Source organism: Chryseobacterium sp. G0162 (genome assembly GCF_003815715.1).
Lineage (GTDB): Bacteria > Bacteroidota > Bacteroidia > Flavobacteriales > Weeksellaceae > Chryseobacterium.
The window spans coordinates 2833364-2858996 of record NZ_CP033922.1; the positions used below are offsets into that span (position 1 = coordinate 2833364).

Annotated in this window: 24 protein-coding genes; 4 read left to right on the plus strand and 20 right to left on the minus strand. The window is 36.2% G+C overall.

Annotated elements, in window-relative coordinates; translation table 11 throughout:
- Nucleotides 1-15: 15 nt before the first annotated feature.
- The 3 genes from EG344_RS12970 to EG344_RS12980 all read left to right on the plus strand — a co-directional run bounded on the left by EG344_RS12970 (nucleotide 16) and on the right by EG344_RS12980 (nucleotide 6178).
- Nucleotides 16-1533, plus strand: coding sequence for a phytoene desaturase family protein (locus EG344_RS12970; protein WP_123909786.1), 1518 nt, complete (start codon nucleotides 16-18; stop codon nucleotides 1531-1533).
- Nucleotides 1534-1544: 11 nt separating this feature from the next.
- On the plus strand, nucleotides 1545-3236 hold the full coding sequence (locus tag EG344_RS12975) for a C45 family autoproteolytic acyltransferase/hydolase (RefSeq protein WP_123909787.1): 1692 nt from the start codon (nucleotides 1545-1547) through the stop codon (nucleotides 3234-3236).
- Between the two features lie 290 nt (nucleotides 3237-3526).
- Nucleotides 3527-6178 carry a T9SS-dependent M36 family metallopeptidase gene (locus EG344_RS12980; protein ID WP_123909788.1) on the plus strand — a complete coding sequence of 884 codons (2652 nt, stop codon included), beginning with the start codon at nucleotides 3527-3529 and terminating at the stop codon, nucleotides 6176-6178.
- 59 nt (nucleotides 6179-6237) lie between these two features.
- On the opposite strand, the gene EG344_RS12985 is transcribed toward EG344_RS12980, so the two are convergent.
- The 16 genes from EG344_RS12985 to EG344_RS13060 form a co-directional block, all read right to left on the minus strand.
- The gene (locus EG344_RS12985; protein WP_123909789.1) at nucleotides 6238-7410 is read right to left on the minus strand and encodes a DUF2062 domain-containing protein; all 1173 of its coding nucleotides are present in this window, start codon (nucleotides 7408-7410) and stop codon (nucleotides 6238-6240) included.
- A 4-nt stretch (nucleotides 7411-7414) separates the two neighbouring features.
- Nucleotides 7415-7891, minus strand: a complete 477-nt coding sequence (locus EG344_RS12990; RefSeq protein WP_123858122.1) for a hypothetical protein — start codon at nucleotides 7889-7891, stop codon at nucleotides 7415-7417.
- Nucleotides 7888-8268, minus strand: a complete 381-nt coding sequence (locus EG344_RS12995; RefSeq protein WP_123858121.1) for a 3-hydroxyacyl-ACP dehydratase — start codon at nucleotides 8266-8268, stop codon at nucleotides 7888-7890. Before EG344_RS12995 ends, EG344_RS12990 begins: the two co-directional genes overlap by 4 nt.
- Nucleotides 8269-8345: 77 nt before the next feature.
- Complete coding sequence (locus EG344_RS13000) at nucleotides 8346-8981, minus strand: hypothetical protein (protein WP_123909790.1); 636 nt, start codon at nucleotides 8979-8981, stop codon at nucleotides 8346-8348.
- Entirely contained in the window at nucleotides 8947-9573 is a 627-nt protein-coding gene (locus tag EG344_RS13005; protein ID WP_123858119.1) for a LolA family protein, read from the minus strand. The genes EG344_RS13000 and EG344_RS13005 overlap by 35 nt, the downstream gene beginning before the upstream one ends.
- Complete coding sequence (locus EG344_RS13010) at nucleotides 9566-10321, minus strand: polysaccharide deacetylase family protein (protein WP_123909791.1); 756 nt, start codon at nucleotides 10319-10321, stop codon at nucleotides 9566-9568. Before EG344_RS13010 ends, EG344_RS13005 begins: the two co-directional genes overlap by 8 nt.
- Nucleotides 10322-10483: 162 nt before the next feature.
- Entirely contained in the window at nucleotides 10484-11545 is a 1062-nt protein-coding gene (locus tag EG344_RS13015) for a beta-ketoacyl synthase N-terminal-like domain-containing protein (protein ID WP_123909792.1), read from the minus strand.
- A complete protein-coding gene (locus EG344_RS13020; protein WP_123909793.1) occupies nucleotides 11542-12741 on the minus strand; it encodes a beta-ketoacyl-[acyl-carrier-protein] synthase family protein in 1200 nt (399 codons plus the stop codon). The genes EG344_RS13015 and EG344_RS13020 overlap by 4 nt, the downstream gene beginning before the upstream one ends.
- An 84-nt stretch (nucleotides 12742-12825) precedes the next feature.
- Entirely contained in the window at nucleotides 12826-13083 is a 258-nt protein-coding gene (locus EG344_RS13025) for a phosphopantetheine-binding protein (protein WP_034692439.1), read from the minus strand.
- Nucleotides 13084-13170: 87 nt separating this feature from the next.
- Nucleotides 13171-13713 carry a 3-oxoacyl-ACP synthase gene (locus tag EG344_RS13030; RefSeq protein WP_410493974.1) on the minus strand — a complete coding sequence of 181 codons (543 nt, stop codon included), beginning with the start codon at nucleotides 13711-13713 and terminating at the stop codon, nucleotides 13171-13173.
- A 7-nt stretch (nucleotides 13714-13720) separates the two neighbouring features.
- The gene (locus EG344_RS13035) at nucleotides 13721-14863 is read right to left on the minus strand and encodes a beta-ketoacyl synthase N-terminal-like domain-containing protein (RefSeq protein WP_123909794.1); all 1143 of its coding nucleotides are present in this window, start codon (nucleotides 14861-14863) and stop codon (nucleotides 13721-13723) included.
- Nucleotides 14860-15288, minus strand: coding sequence for an acyl-CoA thioesterase (locus tag EG344_RS13040; protein WP_123909795.1), 429 nt, complete (start codon nucleotides 15286-15288; stop codon nucleotides 14860-14862). The genes EG344_RS13035 and EG344_RS13040 overlap by 4 nt, the downstream gene beginning before the upstream one ends.
- A 67-nt stretch (nucleotides 15289-15355) precedes the next feature.
- Nucleotides 15356-16624, minus strand: coding sequence for an ABC transporter permease (locus EG344_RS13045; protein ID WP_123909796.1), 1269 nt, complete (start codon nucleotides 16622-16624; stop codon nucleotides 15356-15358).
- Nucleotides 16611-17369: an ABC transporter ATP-binding protein gene (locus tag EG344_RS13050; protein ID WP_123909797.1), complete on the minus strand. Its 759-nt coding sequence runs from the start codon at nucleotides 17367-17369 to the stop codon at nucleotides 16611-16613. The genes EG344_RS13045 and EG344_RS13050 overlap by 14 nt, the downstream gene beginning before the upstream one ends.
- 1 nt (nucleotide 17370) lies before the next feature.
- The gene (locus tag EG344_RS13055; protein ID WP_123858111.1) at nucleotides 17371-18366 is read right to left on the minus strand and encodes a BtrH N-terminal domain-containing protein; all 996 of its coding nucleotides are present in this window, start codon (nucleotides 18364-18366) and stop codon (nucleotides 17371-17373) included.
- A gap of 52 nt (nucleotides 18367-18418) precedes the next feature.
- The gene (locus EG344_RS13060; RefSeq protein WP_123909798.1) at nucleotides 18419-18823 is read right to left on the minus strand and encodes a hypothetical protein; all 405 of its coding nucleotides are present in this window, start codon (nucleotides 18821-18823) and stop codon (nucleotides 18419-18421) included.
- 424 nt (nucleotides 18824-19247) lie between these two features.
- Between EG344_RS13060 and EG344_RS13065 the strand changes: the two genes are divergently transcribed.
- Entirely contained in the window at nucleotides 19248-22160 is a 2913-nt protein-coding gene (locus EG344_RS13065; RefSeq protein ID WP_123909799.1) for an insulinase family protein, read from the plus strand.
- Nucleotides 22161-22677: 517 nt separating this feature from the next.
- On the opposite strand, the gene EG344_RS13070 is transcribed toward EG344_RS13065, so the two are convergent.
- The 4 genes from EG344_RS13070 to EG344_RS13085 are packed head-to-tail and all read right to left on the minus strand — an operon-like array spanning nucleotide 22678 to nucleotide 25613.
- Nucleotides 22678-23121 carry an ABC transporter permease gene (locus EG344_RS13070; protein WP_123909800.1) on the minus strand — a complete coding sequence of 148 codons (444 nt, stop codon included), beginning with the start codon at nucleotides 23119-23121 and terminating at the stop codon, nucleotides 22678-22680.
- 5 nt (nucleotides 23122-23126) lie between these two features.
- Nucleotides 23127-23558 (minus strand): hypothetical protein, encoded by a 432-nt coding sequence (locus tag EG344_RS13075; protein WP_123909801.1) that lies wholly within the window; start codon nucleotides 23556-23558, stop codon nucleotides 23127-23129.
- Nucleotides 23558-24697 (minus strand): beta-ketoacyl-ACP synthase III, encoded by a 1140-nt coding sequence (locus EG344_RS13080; protein ID WP_123909802.1) that lies wholly within the window; start codon nucleotides 24695-24697, stop codon nucleotides 23558-23560. The genes EG344_RS13075 and EG344_RS13080 overlap by 1 nt, the downstream gene beginning before the upstream one ends.
- Nucleotide 24698: 1 nt before the next feature.
- Nucleotides 24699-25613: a dialkylrecorsinol condensing enzyme DarA gene (locus EG344_RS13085; RefSeq protein ID WP_123909803.1), complete on the minus strand. Its 915-nt coding sequence runs from the start codon at nucleotides 25611-25613 to the stop codon at nucleotides 24699-24701.
- Between the last annotated feature and the right edge of the window lie 20 nt (nucleotides 25614-25633).

The following is a 25633-nucleotide window of genomic DNA, read 5'->3' on the forward strand; positions in this document are numbered from 1 at the left end:
AAAGCACATCCTCCTTTGAAAAAAGAATATGACATACTTGTAATCGGCAGCGGATTGGGAGGTCTTGTTTCAGCTCTTGTTTTAGCGAAAGAAGGCCTGAAGGTTTGCGTGCTGGAAAAAAACAATCAGTATGGAGGTAATCTTCAGACTTTTTCAAGAGATAAGCTTATTTTTGATACAGGAGTGCATTATTTGGGTGGCCTTTCAAAAGGGCAGAACCTGCACCGTTTTTTCTCCTATCTTGAGATTATGGATGATCTGGAACTTCAGCAAATGGATGAGGACGGGTATGACAGAATTTCCTTTGGAGATGATGCTGTTGAATATCCGCATGCTCAAGGCTATCAAAACTTTGTAGAACAATTATCGGTCTGTTTTCCTGAGGAAAAAGAAAATCTTGAAAATTATTGTGAAGAGATTCAATATGTATGCAGCCAGTTTCCAAGGTATCATGTAGTAGGAAAGGATAATTACAATGAGGAGATCCTGCATTTAAATACCAAAAGATTCGTTGAATCTGTAACCCAGAATAAAAAACTTCAGGCAGTCTTATTAGGATCTAATTTCCTGTATGCCGGAGATTCGGAAAACGTTCCTTTTTACGTTCATGCTTTAACGGTGAATTCTTACATACAAAGTGCCTATAAATGTGTAAAAGGAGGGAGTCAGATATCCAGATTGCTCATTCGAAAACTTCGTCAGTATGGGGCTGAAGTTCACAAACATTCAGAAGTTTCTGAATTTATTTTTAATGGAAATAATACACTGACTTCTGTAAAGACAAAGACAGGGAAAGAATATGCCGCAAAGAAGTTTATTTCCAATATTGAAATTCGTTCTGCCATTAAGCTGATTGGAGAAGAAAGACTGAAAAAATCTTTTCTGAACAGAGTTTTAAGTTGGCAGCCGGTTTCCTCATGTTTCAGTGTTTACATTGTTTTAAAACCTCATTGCCTACCGAATTTTAATTATAATATTTATCATTATTCCTCAGAAGAGCAGGTTTGGAACGCCTATCGTTATCATAAACAAGCCTGGCCGGAGACGTATATGCTTTCATCCACCCCCTCAAAACAAAATTCTGTTTTTGCAGAAAGTCTAACGGCTATTTCTTATATGGATTTTGATGAGGTTAAACAATGGGAAAATACAGTCAATACCGTAGCTGATGAGCATGAAAGAGGAAAACAGTATGAAGGCTTCAAGCTGGAAAAGACTGAAAAAATGATTGACGCTCTGGAAAAGAAAATTCCGGGTTTGAGACATGCTATCCAACGAATATATACCTCTTCTCCCTTATCTTACCGGGATTATATCGGAAGTTTTGAAGGAAATATGTACGGGTATATGAAAAACTCAGAGAATCCTCTGAAAACCATGGTTTCTCCCCGTACAAAAATTGATAATCTGTTTCTTACAGGTCAATCTGTGAATATGCACGGAATTTTGGGAGTAACCATAGGTGCATTCAATACCTGTGCTGAAATTCTGGGAAAAGAAACGATTGACAGTCGCTTGCACTCAATGACTTAATTAAGACAATCGTGAAAAAAACTAATATCCAACATCTGTCATATAAAAGGGTTCTTATCTCCTTCCTTTTTTTCTTTCTCCTGAGCTCTTGTGGAGTATCAAAATCTATTCATCACCTTCCTGATGTCAAACAATATGCATTAGAAATTCCGAAGGTTACCAGGATCAATGACAGTACCTTTAGCTATAATCAAAATGTTCTCACCAAAAATAAACAACAGCTTTGGGAGCTTTATATTAAAGGAAACCCTTTGCAATTAGGGTATAACAACGGAGCGTTAACTCAGGATCTGATGCAGAAGCAGGAGGAAATTTTCTTCTCCAAAGTAGAAGGCTTTGTTCCTTCAAAATTTAAGCAGAAACTTTTAAATACCTTCTTAAAGTGGTACAATCGTAAAATGTATCTCAATGTAAGAGAAGATTATCAGGCAGAATTGTATGGGTTGTCACAATACTCATCTGATCGGTATGATTTTATTGCACCAAGATATCTGAGAAATCTGTATCTGCATGGAGCTCATGATATTGGGCATGCGATGCAGGATCTTGCGATGGTAGGTTGTACTTCTCTGGCGGTCTGGAACGAGAATACGGAAGATGGGAATATGCTGATCGGAAGAAACTTCGATTTTTACGTAGGAGACGAGTTTGCCCAAAATAAGCTGGTTGAATTTGTAGAACCGGAAGACGGATTTCCTTATATGTCAGTAAGCTGGCCGGGAATGATCGGTGTAGTTTCCGGAATGAATAAAGAGGGAATAACCGTAACGATCAATGCTGGAAAATCAAGGATTCCTCTGACGGCGAAAACACCTATTTCTCTGGTGACCAGAGAAATCCTGCAATATGCTAAAAACATAGATGAAGCGATTGCTATTGCTAAAAAAAGACATGTATTTGTTTCAGAATCCATTTTAGTAGGAAGTGCTCATGATAAAAATGCAATAATTATTGAAGTCTCACCGAAAAACTTCGGAGTATATAGAGTTCAAAACACAAGTAAAGTGCTTTGCACCAATCATTTTCAGTCTGATACTTATAAAGAGGATACTAAAAATAAAAAGCAGATTGAAGAGAGCCACTCGGCATACCGTTATGAAAAATTACAGGAACTTTTACAGGAAGAAAAAAAGTTGAATCCAGAAAAAATAGCTGCTATTTTAAGAAACCGTTCCGGTTTAAAAGATAAAAGCATAGGTTATGGAAATGAGAAAGCTTTAAACCAACTTTTAGCTCATCATGCTGTTATATTTTCACCTGAAAAGAAACTGGCTTGGGTATCATCCAATCCCTATCAGTTAGGAGAATTTGTGTGCTATGATCTCAATGAAATATTTTCAGGCAAAACGTTACAGCCCGATAAATTCTCAAAGTCACAATTGAATATTCCGCGAGATCCTTTTGCAGATTCTGAAGAATTTGAAAGTTATGAATTGTATAGAATGCTGAGTAAAGAAATAATTGAGGCTACAGAAAAGAAGAATATGGAATTAACGGATGATTTTATTCCTTCTTATGAGTCTTTAAATCCGGATTTCTGGAAAGGATATTTTTTGGGTGGAAAATATTATTATCACAAAAAAGAATATTCAAAAGCAAAAATAGAATTTGAAAAGGCTCTTACCAAAGAAATAACGACTGTTCCGGATCAGAAAATGATTGAAAAATATCTTAATAAAACCAATAAAAAAATTAATAAATAATTGAAATATTATTTATTAAATCATTACTTAATTTTTTATAAATATTCTCATAAAGTAAGCTAAAAATTCAATGAGTGAAAATTGGGAATACCTCCTAATGATGGGAACCAAAAGATGATGGTGTCAAAATAATACAAAGGGTCTTATATTTAATTATTTTTAGTTTTTTATCGTTTTTTAAGATTTTGTTTGCTTGTATTTTTTGATTTTTTTAAACAAATATGTAACGTTTTAATATATTTCTCTACTAACTGAGTAATTGGAAATTAATATTTGTTAAAAAAAAACGTATGAAAAAAATTCGACTTAGTGTTAAGCTATTGTTGTTTTGTTCTCTTTTCAGTGCTGGGGTTGTCTCTGCTCAAAAGTATGAACAGACAATTAAAGACTATGTTAATTCAGCAGGATCATTTCAGAGATCTAATCCGGAATTAAAAAGCTTTAAAATTATCAACATTGATCCTTCAAGCAGTTTGAAGGGAGACGTTGTAGGGATTCAGCAGACGATTGATGGTATTCCTGTTTTTGGTAGTTCTGCCAATGTTTTGATTAGAGACGGTAAAGTATTGAATTTTGCAGATACCTTTATTAAAACATATCCTACAGCAATTAAAGGGAAAGAAAGTGGAAGAAAAGATGCTTTAATGGTGCAGGCTATTAAAAAATTGAATGGTTCACCTGTAGCAAAAAATATTGATGGTCAGGAAGAACCGATAAAAATAAATACTGTTTATTTTGCAAAGAAAGGAGAATTAATACTGGGGTATCAGTTTAATATCGAAGAAAAAGGAACCAGTAATGTTTGGAATACGATTGTAAGTGCAGAAGATGGTTCTATTTTATATCAGGAGAATACAACACTTTCTTGTGATTTTCATCCTGAAGCTTACGAACGACATGCTGGGGAAGCTTTAACGGGTCTGAATATTGAGCCTTCTGCTCTTCCGGGTCATTTAGATGTTGCAGATTTACAAAAGACTACAAACTTTGTTTTTGCTGCTGATAATGCAACTTACAATGTGTTTGCATTTCCTGTGGAAGCACCAACATTTGGAAGCAGAACATTACTTTCTAACCCTTGGGATCTGGTTGCATCTCCTGAAGGATGGCATTCTGACGGTACTACCAGCTATACCATAACAAGAGGAAATAATGCCTTTGCATATACTGATGAAGCTAATAGTAATACACCTCAATTTTCTCCTGATGGTGGTCCCAACAGAGCTTTTGATTTTCCTTTAGATGTGACACAACCACAGCAAACTTATACCTCAGCGGCAGTTACCAATTTATTCTACACAACGAATAAAATGCATGATGTATTCTACAAATTTGGATTTACAGAGTCTGCCAGAAACTATCAAAAAAATAATTTTGGAAATGGAGGAGTAGGTAATGATCCTGTTCTTGCTGAATCCAGAGATGGAAGTGGTATTAATAATGCTAATTTTAACCCTGGTGCTGATGGAACAAGCGGAAGAATGCAAATGTTCCTTTTCGTTCCTAATGGAGCAAGATACCTTTATTATAATGCCCCGTCTAATTATATCACAAGAACTCCTGCAGCAGCCACTGCTAATTTTGGACCACAGCTTATTGGAGGAACTCCTGTTACTGGAGATCTAGCCCTTCCAATACCAGCTGATGGATGTACTACAGTTACCGCCGGAAGCCTTACTGGAAAAATAGGGGTATTAAGTGCAGGAGGATGTAACTTTAGTGTTAAAACAAAAAACCTACAAAATGCAGGTGCTGTGGGGGTTATACAATATCATCCAAATAGCAATACCCCTGTTGGGTTGGGGGGTGTAGATAATACGATCACCATTCCTACAATTATGGTAGGGAAAGACGAAGGAGAGTTCCTGGTAAGTGAATTAACAAACGGAACTGTTGTAAATGCTACTTTAAAAACTGAAGCAGTTTATAAAGACGCAAGTTTAGATAACGGAATCATCAGCCATGAATATGGGCATGGAATTTCTAACCGTCTTACAGGAACAGGAAGCTCATGTTTATCTTATATTTCTTCCAATGAGCAAATGGGAGAAGGATGGTCTGACTTCTTTGCTTTGATGATGACTACCAGACCAGGAGATAATGCTTCTATTGCAAGAGGAGTAGGTACTTTTGCTTCAGGGGAAGCTACAACTGGAGCAGGAATAAGACCAGCAAAATATTCACCTGATTTTGCAATTAATAACTTTACTTATGGCAGAACCAACGGGATGAAGGTGAATGCCAACAATGCTATATTCGGAGCACTTACAGTGCCGGATGTTCATAGTATCGGGTTTATCTGGGCTTCAATGCTTTGGGATCTTAACTGGAAATATGTAGAAAAATATGGATACAGTAGCAATGTTTTAGCTGATCCGAACAGTGGAAGTGCGAAAGTGTTGCAGCTGGTGATGGATGCCCTTAAGTTACAACCATGTAATCCAACTTTTGTACAGGGAAGAAACGCTATTCTTGCAGCCGATCAGGCATCTACGAATGGTGAAAACAAATGTATGATCTGGAAGACATTTGCTAAGAGAGGTTTAGGAGTAAATGCTTCAGCAGGACTTCTTAACGGATTGGAATTCGGCGCTAATCAACCTTTATTAGATATGAGTGACCAGGTAGAAGATTTCACGATTCCTAGTGAATGCCAGTCATTAGCTGTAAATGAAGTTGCAGAGAACTCAAAAGGAATCTCTATCTATCCGAACCCGGTTAAAAATGAATTCACTATAAAGACTCCTTCAGGAATGAATCTCGCTGGAATTACCACAGTTTCTATCTATGACTTTACAGGAAAGCTTATTTCCCAGGAAAATATCAATCTTAACAGACAGACAACTGTTAATGCAAGTAACCTGATTAATGGAACTTATATTGTAAAGATTAAGAACAATTCTTCAATCGATTATAGTCAAAAGATTATCGTTTCAAAATAGAGACTTTAAACTTATGAATTTTCAGAGCCCCGGAATATTTTCGGGGTTTTTCTTTTAAGCTAATTATTCTCGGGATTCAGTTTATTCAGGAAAAGAAAAGTACTTATTCCGGCGATAGCAGATAGTGTGGTGCTCAGGATAAAGCTTCCAATCACATATTGAAGCAAATTATTTTTAATCAAGTCAAAATTAAGATCCTGGCTAAGGAAATTACTGTCTCCATCAACAAACGGAGCACCCAGAAATAAAGAGGCGGCAATAATAAAAGGAATAAAGGGCGGAAGGCTCACATTTGAAGCTACAAATGCCAGCACTTTATTCAGTTTAAAAAGTACAGATAAGCTGATCACAAGTAAAGTCTGAAATCCCCAGAAAGGAGAAAGTCCGATAAAAACTCCCAGTGCAATGGAAAAAGCTTTGGTACGGTTAGTTCCGTCGCTTTCCAGTACATCTTCTTTTATGAACCTTTTAAAGCTTTTTTTTTTGAAATTATTCACGAAGTTCCTCGGAATAATGTAGAATAGGGTGATGGTTACCAAAATAGTATTCAGAATACTGATTCTGGTAAAATCTTTAAACGGTCTGAAGTGAGAAACACGTTCTGCAGGATCATATAAGACTTTTATCGGAACATTTTTTACGGGAACATGTCTCCAGGCGGTTCTTACAATGATCTCAATTTCAAATTCAAACTTAGGGGTAAAATATTTTTTTGGAATTTTATGCAAAGGATAGAGCCTATACCCGGATTGCGTGTCTTCCAGTTTAATTCCGGTTTCAAACCAAAACCAGAAGTTAGAAAACCTATTTCCGAAACTGCTTTTCTTTGGAATGCCATCCTGAGACATATTTCTGTTTCCAATCAAAATAACCTCTTCATCTTCCTGAAGAAGAGCCTCTACAAATACAGGAATATCATCTGGATAATGCTGCCCATCAGAATCTATAGTGATGGCATGGTTATAACCTAATTCTTTTGCCTTTCTGAAGCCTGTTTTAAGCCCGTTTCCCTTTCCTTTGTTCTCAGGTAAGGAGATTATTGTGATCTGAGGATATTGGCTCAGAATCTGAGGGGTAGAATCGGTAGAACCGTCATTCACGACAATAATACTTTCGGTGTAATCCAGAACACCGTCAATGACCCTTTTCAGGGTCTTTTCATTATTGTAGGTAGGTATTAAAACGCAGATTTTCCTTTCAGAAATTGCATTCTGTACTTCAGCAAGGGACATGTTTTTATTTTAAAGTGGCTCTTTCCGCCTCGGTCATGGTTTTAGACTGCATTGCAAACCTTTTGATATAGTTTTTTAAAGCGGTATTCTGCTTATTGTAATTATTCAAAAGAAATGCTTTGTCATCTTTTAAGCTTCCTCTGTATCCTACAATTTTAGGAATGTTTTCCTGAACGCTTAATCTGATCAGACGAAGTTCTGCATTATTGGGATTGCTTTTGATGACTCCTTCAAGGTTGGTAGCTCCTGTCTTTACAAGAGCTTTTCTATTTCCTTTAGAGACTTTGGCTTCCATAATTTTGGCTGCCGCTTTATAGCCTAAAGTTACCGGATCAGAACCGGATTGTTTTTCTGCAATTTCAATAAAACTGGATGTATTCGTGCTGGAATCATTGGCCTTGGCATAGCTGTTTCTCAGTGCTTCAAGATCAGACTGAAAGAAAAATAAAAATGCCGCTACAAAGGATAAAATAAGTTTCATGACATTAATTTTTTATAGCTTACAGACAATTTCAATGCAATAGTCTCGCCAAAAGAGGTTACATTTTTTACTTTAACATCTTCATCATCTTCTGTAATATCCAGCTGAAGTTTCAGATCAGGAGTTTCAAAAGGATTAATGATCGCCATAAACTTTACATTGGAGGCTGTTTTTAAAAATAATTTTGAACCTGTAAATTCTTCGGTCAGTTCTTTAATGATCTGCATCATACAAACTCCCGGAGTTACAGGGTTTCCTGGAAAATGTCCCTTAAAAATATCATGATCCTTATTTAAATGGATATGAGCGACAAAACTTCCGTTGTCTGCCTTTTCGTATGATGTAAGCGTATAAAAATCTGTAAGAATGGTTTGCATGATCTTATTTTTTAAGATTAAATGTATGATAAAACTCCAGGTTGGAAAACAAGGTTAATCTGTTTTGCCGTTGGAAATCATTCTGTTTCGGTTATTTGAAATAGTTTTATATTGATCTTAAAATCCTTATGTTGTAAGTTTAAGCTGTCTGCGAAGATATGCTTTTTTGCATCAAAAGTAAAATCGATTTTCTCCCTATTATTTTTTGTGTAAATGATCTGTTTCAGCAAATTATTTTCTTTGTTGAAGAACAGATAATAGCTTTTATTATTAATCTTAGAGAGAAAGATTTTAGCATTTTCATTTTCAAAACTTTCATTCACCGGATATTGTCTCTTTAACAGCTGTTGGAAATCATTTTTTAAGAAATTAATGACAATTTTCTTATCCAGATCAGGAAGTACATAATTGAGTTTAAAATCGTTATCTGAGATTTCAAAATCAATCAGTTTATTCCCAAAATCCGAAGTTAATGCAACACGATGTGTTGTTTCATTCAATTTTTTGACAATAAGAATACCACTTACATGATTTTTATAAATATCCATCTGACATTTGTAGATATAATCTTCAGTTGATGAAAAGTAAAGATTTTCAACAATTTTTTCCGTTGATGGTACCGGTTTTATATCAGTAAGCTTATAGGTCTTACAAGAAATAGCCGATATCAGAATCAGGCTATAAAGTAAATTCTGACGCAGGAATCGAAGCATTGATCTTGGTATTTTTAAAAACAATATTGGTAGTATCCCCGGACGCTTCGGTCATATTCACTTGGGAAACCGTAGACTGGTTTTTAGGGAAATAAAGTTCAATCTGCTTAATATATTTGAGCAACTGAGAAGTCTTCGGAACAAACTTCGCCACATTGTAATTCCCGTTTTTGAAATACGTTACTGTAAATTCCGGATCATTGAACATGGTTCCGTTTGAACTGCCAACAATCAGTTTGTTGATCTTTTCAAAAGTTTTACTCTTAGCATCTACAGATGATTTTTTCCCCTGATCATTGATGTAGATCTTATTGCTTTTAAAAACAATGCTGTATTGATAAGGCTTGGTGTATTTCCAGCTTAGCATATTGGGCGTCTGTAGAGACATTTTTCCGTAAGTAACAATGCTTTTATCCAGAAAATCCATTTTTTTAGTCTGGGTAAAATCACTCTGCAAAGTTTTAATTTCCTTGGTGTCTGCTGAAACTTTCGATACGAATGCTTTAGCCTCTGCTCCTGACATTGCCGTGTTTTGGGCAAAAAAGAAACCGGAAATTAATAAAAATGCTCCAAAAGCAATATTTTTAATCATTTTTTCTTGAATTTGTAATGGAATCAACGGTAAAGGTTGAATACTTTTTATCCGCCAAAAATACTAATAAATCTGTCAGCACACGATACGTTTTTTCTGAGGTGTCGTGAAGGAGAATAATGCTTCCTTTTCTAAGACCTTTAGTTATTCTTTTATAGATTTTCTTTTCATCATCAGTAATGGTGTCCAGAGAACGGACGTTCCAGCCGATGCTGATTTTATGAGTTCGCTGTATCGCTTTGGCAATGCTCGGATTGGTAACTCCGAAAGGAGGCCTGTATAAATCTGTTCGCAGGTTCCCAATATTTCTCATAACTTCATCACAGTTTTCAATCTCTGCAATCATTTTTGAAGTCGATAAAAAGCCGGTTGAATTGGAATGGGATAAAGTATGATTTCCAATGGCATGTCCTTCATTAATAATTCTCTGAAATGTTTCAGGATATTTTTCAATCTGTTTTCCGATACAGAAAAAAGTTGCCTTTATTTCACGTTCTTTAAGTAAGTCTAAAAACTTAGGAGTGAATTCAGTAGGACCATCATCAAAAGTGAGGGCAACTTCCTTAATTTTTGTTCTTTTATGAGTAATACTGTTGACAAAATATCCCAGTTCAATAGCAAATGATCCCCAAACCACTACGGCAGAAAAGGCCAGGAAACATGCAATATACACCCAAAAACTTCCCTGAAACGCATAGATAAAAACGTTACAGAAGAGATAAAATAGGATGAATGAATAATGTTTCATGATGTACTATTTTTGAGTTCGTGATTGACGATTTCTAACTACATTCGTACTGTCATTCAGAATGTCGCCTATAGCCACGAAAGGAATCCGAAATACAAAAGTATAGATTCTTCCTTCGTCAGAATGACAGAACAACAATTATGTTGTAGGGTAGTATCTTAATTATGCTCTTTCCAGCAATACCAAACTATGATCGCTGCCTGCGAGATGATTGTAAAGAAGTACATTTTTCACTTCTTCTTTTCTCTCTGAGTTAATCATCATTATTTCCGGAATTTGCTGTTCTTTAAGGATATGACAAGCCATAAACGTAGAAAAACCACTCGCCGTATTGAATTCCCCACTCAGGTGTTTGTAATACAATAAGGCAGAATCTGGAAACAAGTCCATAGCTTTTTTGTAATAAAGATCAGAGTCTGCATCACCACTGAACCCTAAAATTACAGCATCAATATCTTGTGCTGAAAGATGATTCTTTGTTAAAAAATCCTCTATAAAAACTGTTGTCTCTTGCAGTTCCACTCTATTACTGATTTTAATATCAGTCAGTTTTGCATAGGAATTTTCTGTTTTATCTTTTCCAATAACAAAAAAGCTTGCTCCTTCTCCCCAGATAACACCATGGGTAGTAGAATGCAGATAATCCACAGGAAAATCTGATTCTTTTTTAATTGTATTATTCAGACAGTAAAGTTCCATTGTTCTGTCAGTTTGCTCATCAGTAGATCCAACCAGAACATTTTCAGCTTCACCGTCATTGATCTGAAGTTGTGCATCCAAAAATGAAAACTCCAGTGATGAAGAGGTGTTAACGTAGGTAAAGTTGTAGGCATGGCATTGTAATCCCAGCGCAATCTGACCAGCCACGGTATTATGAGTGGATTGGATAAAAAATGTAGGGGTTAAAAACTCCTCATGATTATCAATTACGTTTTTCAGAAACTTTTCAGAATCCTGTGAACATCCCATACCGGTTCCTACAATAATAGCATCCGGTTGTTCAATTCCGGCTTCTTTTAAAGCGTAATGTGATGCTACAGAGCTCATTTTTACAGTTTTGGACATTCTCCTGATCATAGCTGGAGGAATGAACTCTTTATAATTAGGTTCTATGGCTTTAACCAGCTTCACCGAATTTTCCGGCTTAAGATTCTGAAGAATATTTTCATTTAAAGTGTCCTGAACTGAGATACAGGATGCACTGTTAATGTATACTGCACTCATGATTTCGAGAAAATTAAGGTTGAACAGTTTCCACCAAATCCAAATGAATTGGAAAGAACATGATGGATATTTTTCTCCTTCAGTTCAGTAACCGGTATCAGATTAAATTCTTCCATTTTCGTTTTGAAATTCAGGTTCGGGAAGATTACACTGTGCTGCATTGCTAAAATTGAAAATACAGCTTCAATTCCGGCAGCGGCAGCTAATGTATGTCCTGTAAATGCTTTTGTAGAGCTGAATTCAGGGACATTATCTTCTCCAAATATTCTGATCATGGCAATTCCTTCAGATAAATCATTATTAGGAGTTGCTGTTCCATGAACGTTGATATAATCGATGTCTTCTTTTTTCAAGCCTGAAATTTTTAAAGCTTGTTGCATTGCTAAGAATGCGCCTTGTCCGTTTTCTGAAGATGCGGTCTGGTGATGAGCATCATTAGCGTTTCCATATCCGGAAAGATAAGCAAGTACCTGTTTGTTTTCCTTTTTAACAACTTCTTCGGATTCAAGGACTAAGAAAGCGGCTGCTTCACCAAGGTTTAACCCTTTTCTGTCATTGTCGAAAGGAGTATTGTAAGAATCTGTAAGGATCATTAGGGTATTAAAACCGTTTAATGTAAACTTTGAAAGGGAATCTGTTCCCCCAACGATAACACGATCCAAGACTCCGTTTTTAATAAGTTTGGCTCCCATCATAATGGCATTAGCTGCAGATGAACAAGCTGTACTTATGGTAGAAACCATGCCTTTTATTCCTAAATGATCGGCAATAGCCAATGAGGAATTTCCGGCATCATGAGCGTCAATGTATTTTTGCTTTTCAGGAAAGTCTTCGTAAGAATAGAAGTATTTTTCGGTAATATCCATTCCTCCGACACTGGTGGAGGAGATCAGTCCGGTTCTGTAACCGTTGATGTCTGAGATTCCGGCACTTTCTACAGCTTCTTGCGCAGCAACCATTCCTAATAAAGAAGTTCTTGTTATGTTGTTATCTTCACTAAGCTGAAGTTTCTGTACAAGTTCCTCATTAGATAATTTTATTTCACCAGTTTTAATAGCTCCGGCATGACGGGTTTCAAACATTTGAATATCTGAAATACCATGTTTTCCAGATTGTAAGGAAATAAAATTTTCCTCCACATTGTTTCCGATGGAGGAAATGATGCCCATTCCTGTTATGGCAATTTTTTGACTCATTCTATTAAATAATGTAACAATGTATCAATGTAACAGTTTATCAATTATTACTACATTGATACACCGTTAAACTATTATATCAATTTATTTTGTCCTGTTGTCTTCGATGAATTTAGCCATGGTATCGATAGATTGGAAAATTTCCTTTCCTTTTTTAGGATCGGCTAATTTTATTCCGTAATCTTTGTCAAGAAGAACGATTAATTCCAAAGCATCAATAGAATCTAATCCTAATCCACCTCCGAACAAAGGATCTGTATCTTTGATTTCCTCTACAGAAACGTCTTCAAGGTTAAGAACTTCGATAATTTTGTGCTTCAATTCAGTTTTTAAGTTTTCCATAATTTAATTAATTTACCAATGTATCATTGTAACAGTTTACCAATATCTAAAATTGTTACATTTCTACATTGTTATATTGTTACATTTTTACAAGGTTAGCAAATATACAAAAGCTTTGTAATTTTCCTGAAATAATTCAACCCAGCCACATAATACTTTATCCGCTTTTCCGGATTGAAGGATTTGTTCGCTATAATCGGTTAAAAATTTTTCATCAAATTCATCCAAAACAAAAAAGGCATTTTCAGTCTGCATTTTGTGTTTAATACTGATTTCCCCTACACAGATGTTAGGTAGGGTATAAACAAAGACTGCCGGGCTGGGAAAGTAGTTTTCCTGGGAATTGATACTTTCCTGATACTTGAAATCAGTATCCAGACTCGATGATTTGTTAGCAAAAATCAGCGCTGTTCTGCTGTGATCTTCCTCTTTTAAAATCATTTCGGCAGCTAGAAAGGCCAATTTACTCAAATGATCCATTTTGTGAAATTTCGGATAGCTGAGTTCTAAAGTTTTATAGGCTTCTTTAGCAAATTCCGGGAATGTATTATTTTCAGTTTCAAAAATAAGGTTTCCATCAACGGTTATTTTTGAATGTTCTATAGTGCAGCTGCTTATTTTCTTCATCATATTCATTTTAGCATTTTTCCAAAACAATCGCCGCATTACAGCCTCCAAAGCCAGAAGCTGTTTTCAAAATATATTTAATCGTTGCAGTCTGATTTTCTCTGATAATATTCAACGGTTGAGAGACTCCCATTTCTTCAAAATTTTTAGAGGGGATCAAGGTATTTTGAAGAGCACTTTCCATAGAAATAATGCTTTCCAGAAGACCGGAAGCACCCAGGCAGTGCCCGTAATAGCCCTTCATACTGTTTAAAGGAACGTTTTGAAGATTCATTCTTCCGAAGGCGATACTTTCCATTTCGTCGTTGTATAATGTTGCTGTTCCATGAGCAGATATAAAATCAATTTGTTCTGCGGAGACATTCGCTTCTATCATTGCATTTCGGATACTTCCGTATAGACCATCTCCCGTTCTGGAAGGTCCGGAAATATGGTTGGCATCATTGATGGCTGAATCCCCCAATACTTTAAAACTGAATTTTTCATTCTCGGAAGATTCTGCAGTGATATAAACTGCTGCTGCCGCTTCCCCAATATTGATTCCGTTACGGTTTTTATCATAAGGTTTGCAAGGTTCTGAACCAATAGCCTGAAATGAATTGAAGCCGGAAATTACAAATTCTGTGATTTCATCCCCTGCAATTACAAAAGCATCTTTATATTTCCCTGCCTGAATCATATTCTTAGCTACGGCAATAGCCATTACGCCAGAAACACAAGCATTGGAAACAACAATAGGTTGGGTTTTAAAACCGAAAAAGTCCGCAATCTTTTGTGCTAATTGTGATAGATAAACGCCTTCAGGTAATTCAGTTTGATTTTTTAATAAGCTTATATTTCCTTTTGTTGTAGAAAGAATAAGAGCGGTGTCTTCAGTTATATTATGCTTTTCAACAAGTGGTTTCATGCTTAGCAGGAGCATTTTTTCCAGCCTTGTAAATTCCTGATGGCTATTTTGATCGAAAATTCTACCAAATTCTTCATTCAGTTTTTCAGAATTGATCCCAGAGGCATAAAAAGCATCCTGACTTTCTATAATTTTATGTAAAGCAACTCCAGATTCTCCGGCTAAAAGTGCCCTCCAGTTAGAATCTACATTAAAACCAAGAGGAGTGACGCAATTGTAGTCTGTGATATAAGTTTCCTTCTTCATGATAGTCCCATTTTATCTTTCCAGGTTTGAAAAAATTCCGGGTTGTACAGACATAAACTTCCGTTGCTGTCTAAAAATACCTGAATGGTTTCTCCACTGCATACCAATTTGTCTTCCTGATTGAAAAGCTCATATTTATAAATAAGCTTGGCAGAAACAGAATTAACAAAAGTGGTTACAATTCTGAAGGTTTCTCCATATTTTAAAGGCAGAAAATGTTCGCAGGTGCTTTTTACAATAGGCGTTACATATCCCGCATTCTGAATATCAAGGTAGGTAAGGCCATGCTGGCGTCCGAAGGCTTCTCTTCCATCTTCAAAATAAACGATGTAATGACCATGCCAGACAATTCCCAGCGGGTCTGTCTCGTTGAATCGTACTCTTACTTCTTCAGTACAGGTTAATATATTTTCGTTAGACTGCATGCTTTTCTTCCTGAGTGTTGTTTTTATGGATGTCAGAAACGCCCTGACAATATTAGTAATAAATAGATTAAATATTATGAAGCTTCCTTTCGTAAAAAATAGAAATGGCTACGGTGACAAGATAAAATAAAAATAAGAATACAAGCTCTTTGGCAATCCCGCCGATTCCACTGTTTCTTAAAATAATATCATAATATGCGTTCAATCCCCAGTTCATAGGAGAGAACTTGGCTACAGTTTGCATAAATTCAGGCATTAAAAATACCGGAACCCAGATTCCTCCAATTGCGGCTAATACTACCACAGATGTAGCTCCAAAAGGTGCTGATTGTTCCTGAGTGTCTGCAATGGTTCCCAGCAATACTCCAAATCCAATAGCTGCAAGTCCTGCAAATAAGGTTACCGTGACAAGCTGAAACATTTTTCCGGATACATCAAACGCCGGAAGATCCATATAGGGGAAAAGATAGATCCCTACAGCCACCATCAGTAAGAACTGAATAAGACAGATAATAAGATAGGTAAATGTCTTTCCTAAGATATGAACGAAGTAAGGAGTAGGGCTTATTCTCGCTCTTACGCTTGTTCCCTGGCTTTTTTCTTTTACAAGATTGATGGATAAAGGGACTACGATGAAAAAGATAGCAAAAAGCGTCCAGGCAGGGACGTTGTGCTGAACAGAATTCGGTATAACGTCCATTTCTCCTTTTTTAGGAGTGATTTCTTTGAAACTGATGAGGTTTTTATTTTCCTCAAGGTTTTCCGTTGTTCCCAACTGATCCTGGAAAGCTTTATAGATTTTTTTATTCTCGATCTCAAAAACCATTTTGTTCACTGAGTTCATCACTGAGTTTTTGAATCCTGCATTGGTCGCCGGGTCAAAATACAAATGAATCTCTTTGGTTTTCGGAGTTTCTATTTTCGTTTTTGCAGAATCACCTTCCAATCCAAATGAACTTACAATCGCCTGAACTTTTGAATCGATATTGGAATTTAAATCTTTCGTAAGATCTTCAGGGATAACGATAGCCATCTGGTAGTCTCCAGAAAATACCGCATCTTGTGCTGATTTTTCATTGAAATTCATTAGCAGCTGGAATGTTTTACTGTTTTCCAGTTCGCCTTTTATATTTTTGGAAACCTCGGATTTATCATTGTCAATGAAAATGATTGGAATCTTAGAACCTTCAAGGTTTTTAAAGGTAGAATCCTGAATCAGGGTAATGGTTACAATCAAAAGTAACGGCATGACAAAAATAATGACAATTCCTCCGATATCTCTTTTCAGGAGAAGAATTTCTTTAATAAAACTTCTCCACAGTTTATACAACAACATCTCTTAATTCTTTTCCGGTTAATGAAATGAAAACATCTTCAAGGTTTTCTGCATGGGCAATTTGTGAAACTAGTTCTTCAGGAGTTCCCACGGCATGAATTCTCCCTCTGTCAATAATAGCAATCTTGGTACAGAATTCTTCTGCTTCAGAAAGATGGTGGGAAGTATAGATGATGCATGTCCCGTTTTTATTCAGTTCTAAAAGGAAATCAATGATTACTTTTTTAGACTGTACATCTACTCCCACGGTAGGTTCATCTAAAAATAAAACTTTCGGATTGTGAAGAGTTCCGGCAATGAGGTTGCAACGGCGTTTCATTCCTCCAGAGAACTGTCCGACCTGTTTATTGGCAAATTTTGAAAGTCCCATAATTTCCAGGGAATCATCAATGGCCTTGGTAAGTTGCTTATGTTTTAAACCATATAAACTTCCGAAAAACATTAAATTTTCTTTGGCTGTCAGGGTGGGATAAAGAGCATATTCCTGAGGAACAATTCCTGTGATCTGTCTGATCTTAAAACTGTCTTTTTGTGGAGACAGCCCGTTGATTGTGAATTGTCCTGAAGTAGGCTTAATTAATCCCGAAAGCATGGAAATCAAAGTGGTTTTCCCTGCTCCGTTGGGTCCAAGAATTCCATAGATCTCATTTTTGTCGATATTCAAAGAGATATCATTCACAGAAAATTCGTCGGAATTTTTGTATTTTTTATATAGATTTTTAATCTCAATCATATTCTCTGCCATATCAGATCGCTTTTCTCAGTTTTTTATAGAAAGCTTCTTCTAAATCTGCAATATGAAGCATTGTCTTCGATAATTCGTTGTAAATATTGCTTTTAGAGTTTCTATTTTTATACACTCTGGCGATATCTACCGCAAAATCTCTCCAAAGATCACCAATAGAAGTGATTTCTTTTGAAAGCTCTTTTAGTTCGTCATTTTTAAGGATAACAGCTGCCTCCTGAAGAAATGCTCCATAAATAAACCTGAATCCGCCACCTCCTGTTCCGATTTCTTCCTGCATTCTGATCAATTGACCCAGATAATGGTTGGTTACTTTTGTTCCTTTCTTTTCTGCCCATTTCGGGATACTTTTTGCCACCCATCTCATGGCTTTTACCCCAATCAATGGTACCGGAGCCAGCATATTTTTGCAGGTGTCTTTGATTCCTTTTTTTATAGCTTCTTCCAGATGAACATCTTCTGGGATATAAATAGGATAGTACATGTGTCCTTTTGGAGGAAGCGCTCCCTTAGCATATCTTACTTTTTCCAGTTCTGCTTCCGTAAGGGTTGTGGTATAATCCATCACCGGATCACTGATAAGGAATTTTCCATCTTCTTTACCATATACAACAAGATTATGGGCATTAAAATGGAATTTATATTCTTCAGGGAAATAGGTGAGGTTGAAAACACCTACCTGAAGTCCTGTAGGTATATTTTGTTCTAAGTTTCTTTCCAATGCTTTTTGGGCATCCAGAGGATTGGAGAATTTCTCTCTTTTGATTTTAATTCCTAATCTTTTCGCTGCTTTACTGAAAATAGCACCCGGCATCGGACGATAGCTGAAGCCCGGAGCAAAATTCACCTTTAAAAAGGGAAGGTAGACAAAAAATAATCCTGAACCGATCCCGAAAATCATAGGTTCACTTAATTTTAGTCCTCTGTTAAGCAGTAGATTAGAAGCAACACCGTTTTCGCAATGCGCAGTCTGATGGTGTTCAAAGTTTAATTTCATTTGCAGTTTATATCTTTTTCATAGGTAAATAAAATGGAACGAATCACTTTATTTATTTCCCGTCGAAGTTTTTTAGTTCATTGACTGAAATTCCAAATGCATCGGCATATTTTTTCAGCGCAGTTTCACTCAGTGTTTTAAATACGTTGGGCTTAAAATGTCTTTTTACCCTCCATTGCCACATTCCTACATAAGAGGCCAGTACTCCTAAGTCCATTTTATTAAATTCCATAAAATAAACGATAGGGCTTACTGTATTATTGGCAACGTTTTGCTTTGCTTCTTCAATTCTTTCATAGATCAATTCCATAGATTCATCCAAAGCAGCCTTTTTTGCATCCCAGCCCGTACTGTTTGCGGTGGTGTAATTATCATTTTCATCCGTTACATACAATACTTCTGTCATGTTGGCGGATTTCAGATTACTTTCGTCTTGAGGCAGGTTTTGTTTTTTCATCTGAATAATGTTTAATTTTTTTTAGGTTCCGGATGAAATAGGATTCATCTGTTTTTGATTATTTTAATCAGGTGGCTAAAATAGTGAAAATACATAATATGAAAATTATACCTGATTTGATTATAAGATTACTTTGAAATAAAGGTTGTATGAAGTTTTTATTCAAAATTTAATGATAGAACTGATTGCCGTTTTTCTTCGTTTTAATGAAGGGTGAAATCGTTTTGTAATCTCACATATTGAGAAAAATATTTGTTTTTTTCTGTTTTTACGGTAAGGATGTTTAACTAATAGGATGTAATGAAATCTTAAGAAATACTGTTAATACTTATGAAGGATGTTTATAATTAGGTAAACTGTAACAAGTACCTCATATCATAAGACTAATGGATTAGAAATTTGAATATAAAATTAAATAACCACTATGAAGAAATTTTTTATTTCTGTTTCGCTTTTCTGTATGCTTAGTGCTATGGCTCAGAAATTCGATACTCAAAAACTAACAGATGCCCAGGGCTATACTTATGAAACAGTAAAGAACGACCAGGCAGGGGTAAGAGTATATACCCTAAAAAACGGATTAAAGGTTTATCTGGCAAAAAATGAAGATGCTCCGAGAATCCAGACTTATATTCCGGTAAGAACGGGATCCAATAATGATCCGAGTGATAATACGGGATTGGCCCACTACTTAGAGCATATGGTTTTCAAAGGAACTTCCCACTTGGGAACTCAGGATTGGGCAAAGGAAAAAGCCTTATTACAACAGATCTCTGATCTTTATGAGCAGCATAAAGCTGAAAAAGATCCGGCAAAGAAAAAAGAGCTTTACAAAAAGATTGATGAGGTTTCCCAGGAGGCTTCAAAATTTGCGATTGCGAATGAATATGATAAAGCTATTTCTTCACTGGGAGCTACGGGAACAAATGCTCATACCTGGCTGGATGAAACCGTTTACAAAAACAATATTCCATCGAATGAACTTGAAAAATGGTTAAGGGTTGAAAAAGAACGTTTTTCGGAATTAGTCCTTCGCCTTTTCCATACTGAATTGGAAGCAGTGTACGAAGAGTACAACAGAGCTCAGGATAACGACGGCCGTTTGGTAAACTATGCATTAATGGAAGCTCTTTTTCCAAAGCATCCGAACGGACAGCAAACGACTATCGGTACTTCTGAGCATTTGAAAAGCCCTTCAATGGTAGCCATCCACAAGTATTTTGATACTTATTATGTACCTAATAATATGGCGGTTGTACTGGTTGGAGATCTTGATTTTGACAAAACTATAAAATTAGTTGACCAATATTTCGGGGCTTTCAAATACAAGGAGCTTCCAATGAAAAAGATGGTCACAGAGGAGCCAATGACTCAGATTGTTTCCAGAACTGTAAAAAGCCCATCTACGCCAAGAATGACCATGGCATGGAGAACAGATTCTTATGGAAGCCAGGAGGCTAGACTGGCAGATGTTGTTGCGGAGATTTTAAGCAACAGAGGTGATGCCGGTTTAATTGATCTTAATATTAATCAAAAGCAGAAAACGTTAGGTGCCGGGGCGTACGAATCTCCATTCAAAATGTATGGAACATTCGGATTAGTCGTGACTCCTAAGGATGGTCAAAGTTTTGATGAGGCTAAGAAATTATTACTGGATCAGCTTGATTTGGTTAAAAAAGGTCAATTCCCAGACTGGATGCTGAAAGCTATTGTCAATGACAAAAAGGTTCAGCGTATGAAAGGTTGGGAAACCGCTGATGGATTGGCTACTGAGCTTTATGATTCTTATATTAAAGGAAGAACGTGGGAACAGGAGTTAGATGAGATCAACCAGTATGAAAAGATCACTAAAGCTGATGTGGTGAAATTTGCAAATGATTTCTTTAAGGATAACTATGTAGTAGTTTACAAAGAAAAAGGAGTGAATGATAAGCTTGTTCGTGTAGAAAACCCAGGAATTACTCCTATTAAGCTGAACAGAGAGGCTCAATCACCTTTCCTTAAAGATATTTTAAATACTAAGGTTACTGAGATCAAACCAGAATTCATCGATTATAAAACAGCAATTCAGACTTCAAAAGTAAAAGATAAAACGGTAAGCTTTGTAAAGAATAAATACAATGAGATTGCCCAGGTAAGTTACGTTTTTCCTTTCGGAACAGATCATGATAAGGAGCTTTCGTTAGCGGGAACTCTTTTCGAATACCTTGGAACAGATAAATATACTCCGGAGCAATTGAAGGAAGAGTTCTATAAGCTAGGAATCTCTTATAGTTTCAGAACCTCTAATGACCAAACTACTGTTACTTTATCAGGACTTGAAAGTAATATGAAGAAAGGAGTGGAACTAATGAATCACTGGATGACCAACGTAAAAGCGGATAAAGCTATTTACAGTCAAACTGTAAAAACAATTCTTGAAGCGAGAGAAGTCGCTAAAAAGGATAAAGTAAGAATTATGGGTGCTCTTTCCAACTATGCAAAATATGGGAAAGACTCAAGAATGACGGATGTTATTTCTAAAGCCCGCCTTGAAAGTATTGATGCTGCAGAATTAATGAAAAAGGTAAAAACACTGAACCAATATCCTTATCAGATATTGCTTTACGGGCAAGACCAGGCAGGTATGGAGAGTGCTGTAAAACCTTATATTACTAATGTAAGTCTGCAACCGGCAAAAGCTAAGGAATATGCAGAACCTGCCACAACAGGGAATGTATATTTCACCAATTATGACATGGTACAGATGGAAATGGCTAAAGTAGCGAAAGGAAGTCCTGTAAACCTGAGTAACTTCGGTAAAGCCAATGTTTTCAATGAGTATTTCGGAAGAGGATTATCTTCTATCGTTTTCCAGGAAATCAGAGAAAGTAAGTCTTTAGCTTATTCTGCGTATGTTTCTTATGCCAATGCTTCAGAAAAAGGACATGCTAACTATATTACCAATTATATTGGAACGCAGTCTAACAAACTTCCTTTAGCTGTAAATGCAATGAGTGAGCTAATGGCTGAATTACCACAAATTCCAACGCAGTTTGAAAATGCAAGAGGTTCAGCATTGAAGCAGATTGCCTCTAACAGAATCAACAGAACTAATATTTTCTTTAGCCAGTTAGCTTTGAAAAAATTAGGAGTTGATTATGACCTAAGAAAAGATACGTATGCTGAGATTCAGGGATTGACATTACCTCAGTTGACAGGATTCTACAATACAGAAGTGAAACCTGTACAATATAATACCGCAATTATCGGTAAGAAAGAAAACCTGAATATGGAATCTATCAATAAAATGGGACAATTCCAGGAGGTATCACTTGAAGAGATCTTCGGATACTAATATTTTAGTTTTAATAATAGGTAAAGTGGAGCAGAAATGTTCCACTTTTTTGTTTGAATAAGGTATTTGTCTGATAGTGAATGTTTCACAGATTTGTAGAATGTTTCACGTGAAATATGACGTTTTTTAAACACAAATGTCACCCATAACTCCACAAATAGTCACAATGATTTATGGGTCTTTTAAAGGATTGTATTTTTTAGCGCAAGAGTTCGCAAAGGATCATTCATTATGGGGATTTTTGATCGCAAAGGCGTTTCACTCAGCAAGAGAAGCCTTGGATAAATTTATTGGGTTTTAATTCAATAGAGGTGGGCTTTAGCCCGCCTAAATAAAAAGATAAAATTCATTTGGCTTTAGCCAAAACCTAATTGTTTTATAGGTAACAACCCTCAGTCAAAAATAATCAGTGCTTCCTTTGCGATCATAGTATTAAAAGTAATAAAGAATATATCAATCCTTGTAAAACAAAAAAGCTGCACAAAATGTACAGCTTTTATAGTCTTTTTCTTTCTTTTTACGATTTTACCTCCTGAATAAACAGGTTAATCTCTGCTCTGATCAACAATTCTTCTTTGTTGAAGGTCTCGCAGAAGATGTGGCAGATATTTTCAAACTGGGAAATCAACGATGCTTTTGAAATGATTTTGTCATTTACTTTGGGAAGTCCGAATATCTCAATCTTTTTGATATTGGTGATAAAGCCTATCACTTTGGTATCTGCTTCCGGATTTTCGAAGAAGCTTTGTCCAAGGATAGATGAGCAGGTTTGGGCCAGATTTTCAATTAAGCCGGCTTCTACAAATTCATTGTTATGAACAAAGATATTGTTTTCTTTTATTTCAAAGGAAGTCACTACTTTTTCCTTGGTCAGTTCCAGGATATAGTCTGCCATCAGCATTGGCTCGCGATGCGGTAAAAAGTGGTGTATATTGATGATATTTTCTTCCCTGATCTCCATTAAAATTATTTTACAGCGGTTTTCATTTGAGATTTTGCAATCACTTCACCATTTAATTTAGTAATGATGTCTACAAGTGTTACTCCCATTACTTCATTGAGGATGGTTACTTCAGATTTCAGTTGATCTCCAATTTTAGGTAATATTGCGGCTTCAAAAGATTTGATGGCTCCAATGTATCCGGTAGGAGCATCTTTTCCAAGCAAATGATACTTGTACCCTGTATGAAGAGCTACACTTTGTGCCTGATGTTCAATCAATCCAGAAGCCTGAAAAAATCCATCCTGAATGAATAGGTTGTCTTCCTTTACTTCAAATCCGGAAATAAGGTGGCTTTCAGAATATTCTGATAGCTCATGTACCATAACAAATGGTGCACGCTGTGGAATAAGGCTTTCTACAAAACCCTGATCGGATGTGGGGAGTCTGTTTTCCATTAGCAGACTGTTAATAAAGAACAAGAATAGGCAAATCTTCCGCTCTCAGGAACGCAAAGAAGTATTTTTTCTCCTTTTTTCAATGTTCCGGAGTTCATGAGTTCCTCTAATGCTACAAAGATAGATCCGGCACCGATATTTCCGATGTCAGAAAGGTTGTAGAACCACTTTTCAGCAGGGAAGTCCATTCCTTTTTTAGCAAATTCTTCTTTCAATCCATCTTTAAAATATCCTGAAGAGATGTGAGCCAATACGTGGTCTATTTTTTCAGGATCAAGATTGTGTTTGTCAAAGGAAGCTCTTAAGCTTTCCGCCCCTTTTACAAGAATATATTTATCAAGGATTTTAGTATCCTGCTTAATGGCAAAAATAGAATCTTTCAACCATGAATCAGATGGATAATCTGCCCATGATTTTAAGCTTCCGTCTTCCTGTTTTTCACATCCTGCATACATACATGCCTCGATTTCGTGGGCATAAGAATAGAAATCGATGAATTCCACTCTTAAAGAGATCCCGTTTTCTCTCGGTTTATTTTCTAGTAAGAAAGCACCAGCTCCATCAGAGAGCATCCATCTAAGGAATTCTCTTTTGAAAGCGATAATAGGTCTTTCTTCCAATAATTTTAAATTTTCAGCTTCATGGTTGAATTTATCGGCCGTCATCCATGCAGACATTCTTTCAGAACCCGCACATACAGCACTTTCCTGTACACCGGCTCGTACTGAGAGGAATCCGTAGTTAAGGGCATTCATTCCTGAGTTGCAAAGTCCGGTGGCAGTATTGATTTCAATAGATTTCCCGATGTTCAGTTCACCATGAACCATAGAAGCATGTGAGGGCTGAATCTGGTCAGGAGAAGTAGTGCCTACGGATAGTAACTTCATATCTTCCTTCTTGAAATTCTCATCAAAAAGTCCTTCAATTGCCTTGGCAGTAAGCTGCGCATTGGAATGCGTAGGGTTTCCTTCTTTATCTAAAGCGTAATATCTTGTCGTGATTTTATTATTTCTTAAAATAAGTGATCTGGCTTTAGAAGGTGCGTCATTGATAAGCCCAAGATATGTCTCCATTTCCTCATTTGATACCGGTTCATTGGGTAAATATTTTGAAGCTTTTGTTATAAATACGTCGTACATTCTATTTTAAATTAATTCCTTGTAAATATCTTTTTTGTTTTTGTCTTTTAAACCAAAATATAGGGGTTGTAAGCAGGTGTAATACCAAAACGATTGGTGAGATAATCCATATCGCTGCCATCAAATATACCTTAAAGAATTTTATCAGCAATGGACGTTTCTCTTTTTTCTTGATAATCAGATTAGACCATACTGTGAAAATCTTGTTCCCTACCTTTTCTACACGTACTAAAAACGGGCGGATTTCGACGGCTCCATTTTTTACAAGATCCGGTTGTAAATTGTTCAGATCATTGTTTTTAAAATGCTTTTCGATAATCTCTCCATATTTTACCGAACCTGAAATTTCTTCATCCGAAACTCCTGCTGCCGGAAGCAGTCCGGATTTTTCCTTTTGCCCTGTAGTCAGCCAGCGAAGAATAGTCAGTACACTGGTATAATTGTCATGTCTGTCTACTAATGCAATGTTTCCGACAAGTTGGGCTTTTAAATCTCTTAAATATACTTTCAGCTTTTCCTGTGAGAGCATCCACATATTTCTTGTTCCGGAAACGGTAACTACAGGCGTGTCTTTAAGGATGCGCTCTGCATAGCCGCTCTTCAAAAATGAAATGATCGGAATAGAGGGGGTAAGATACCAAACCTGATATCCGAACAGGATGAGGTCATACTTTTTGTTCAGTATTTCTTCTGAAGGGGGAACAATTTCTTTGGGGATCTGTAAATAAGATTCCGGAAAAGTGTTGAAAAAAACATCACCTGGCCAAGGAAAAGGGAAGTCTTCCCTCAACTTAATATTATAATAGGTAATATCATATTCTTCCTTTTGAGCTTCAAAAGGCTTGGCAATATTTCTCATAATATCCTCCAGCTGACCGGTTTGAGAATAATATATGACAAGTATATTTTTTTTCATGGAATCTTTTTAGCGTTTAC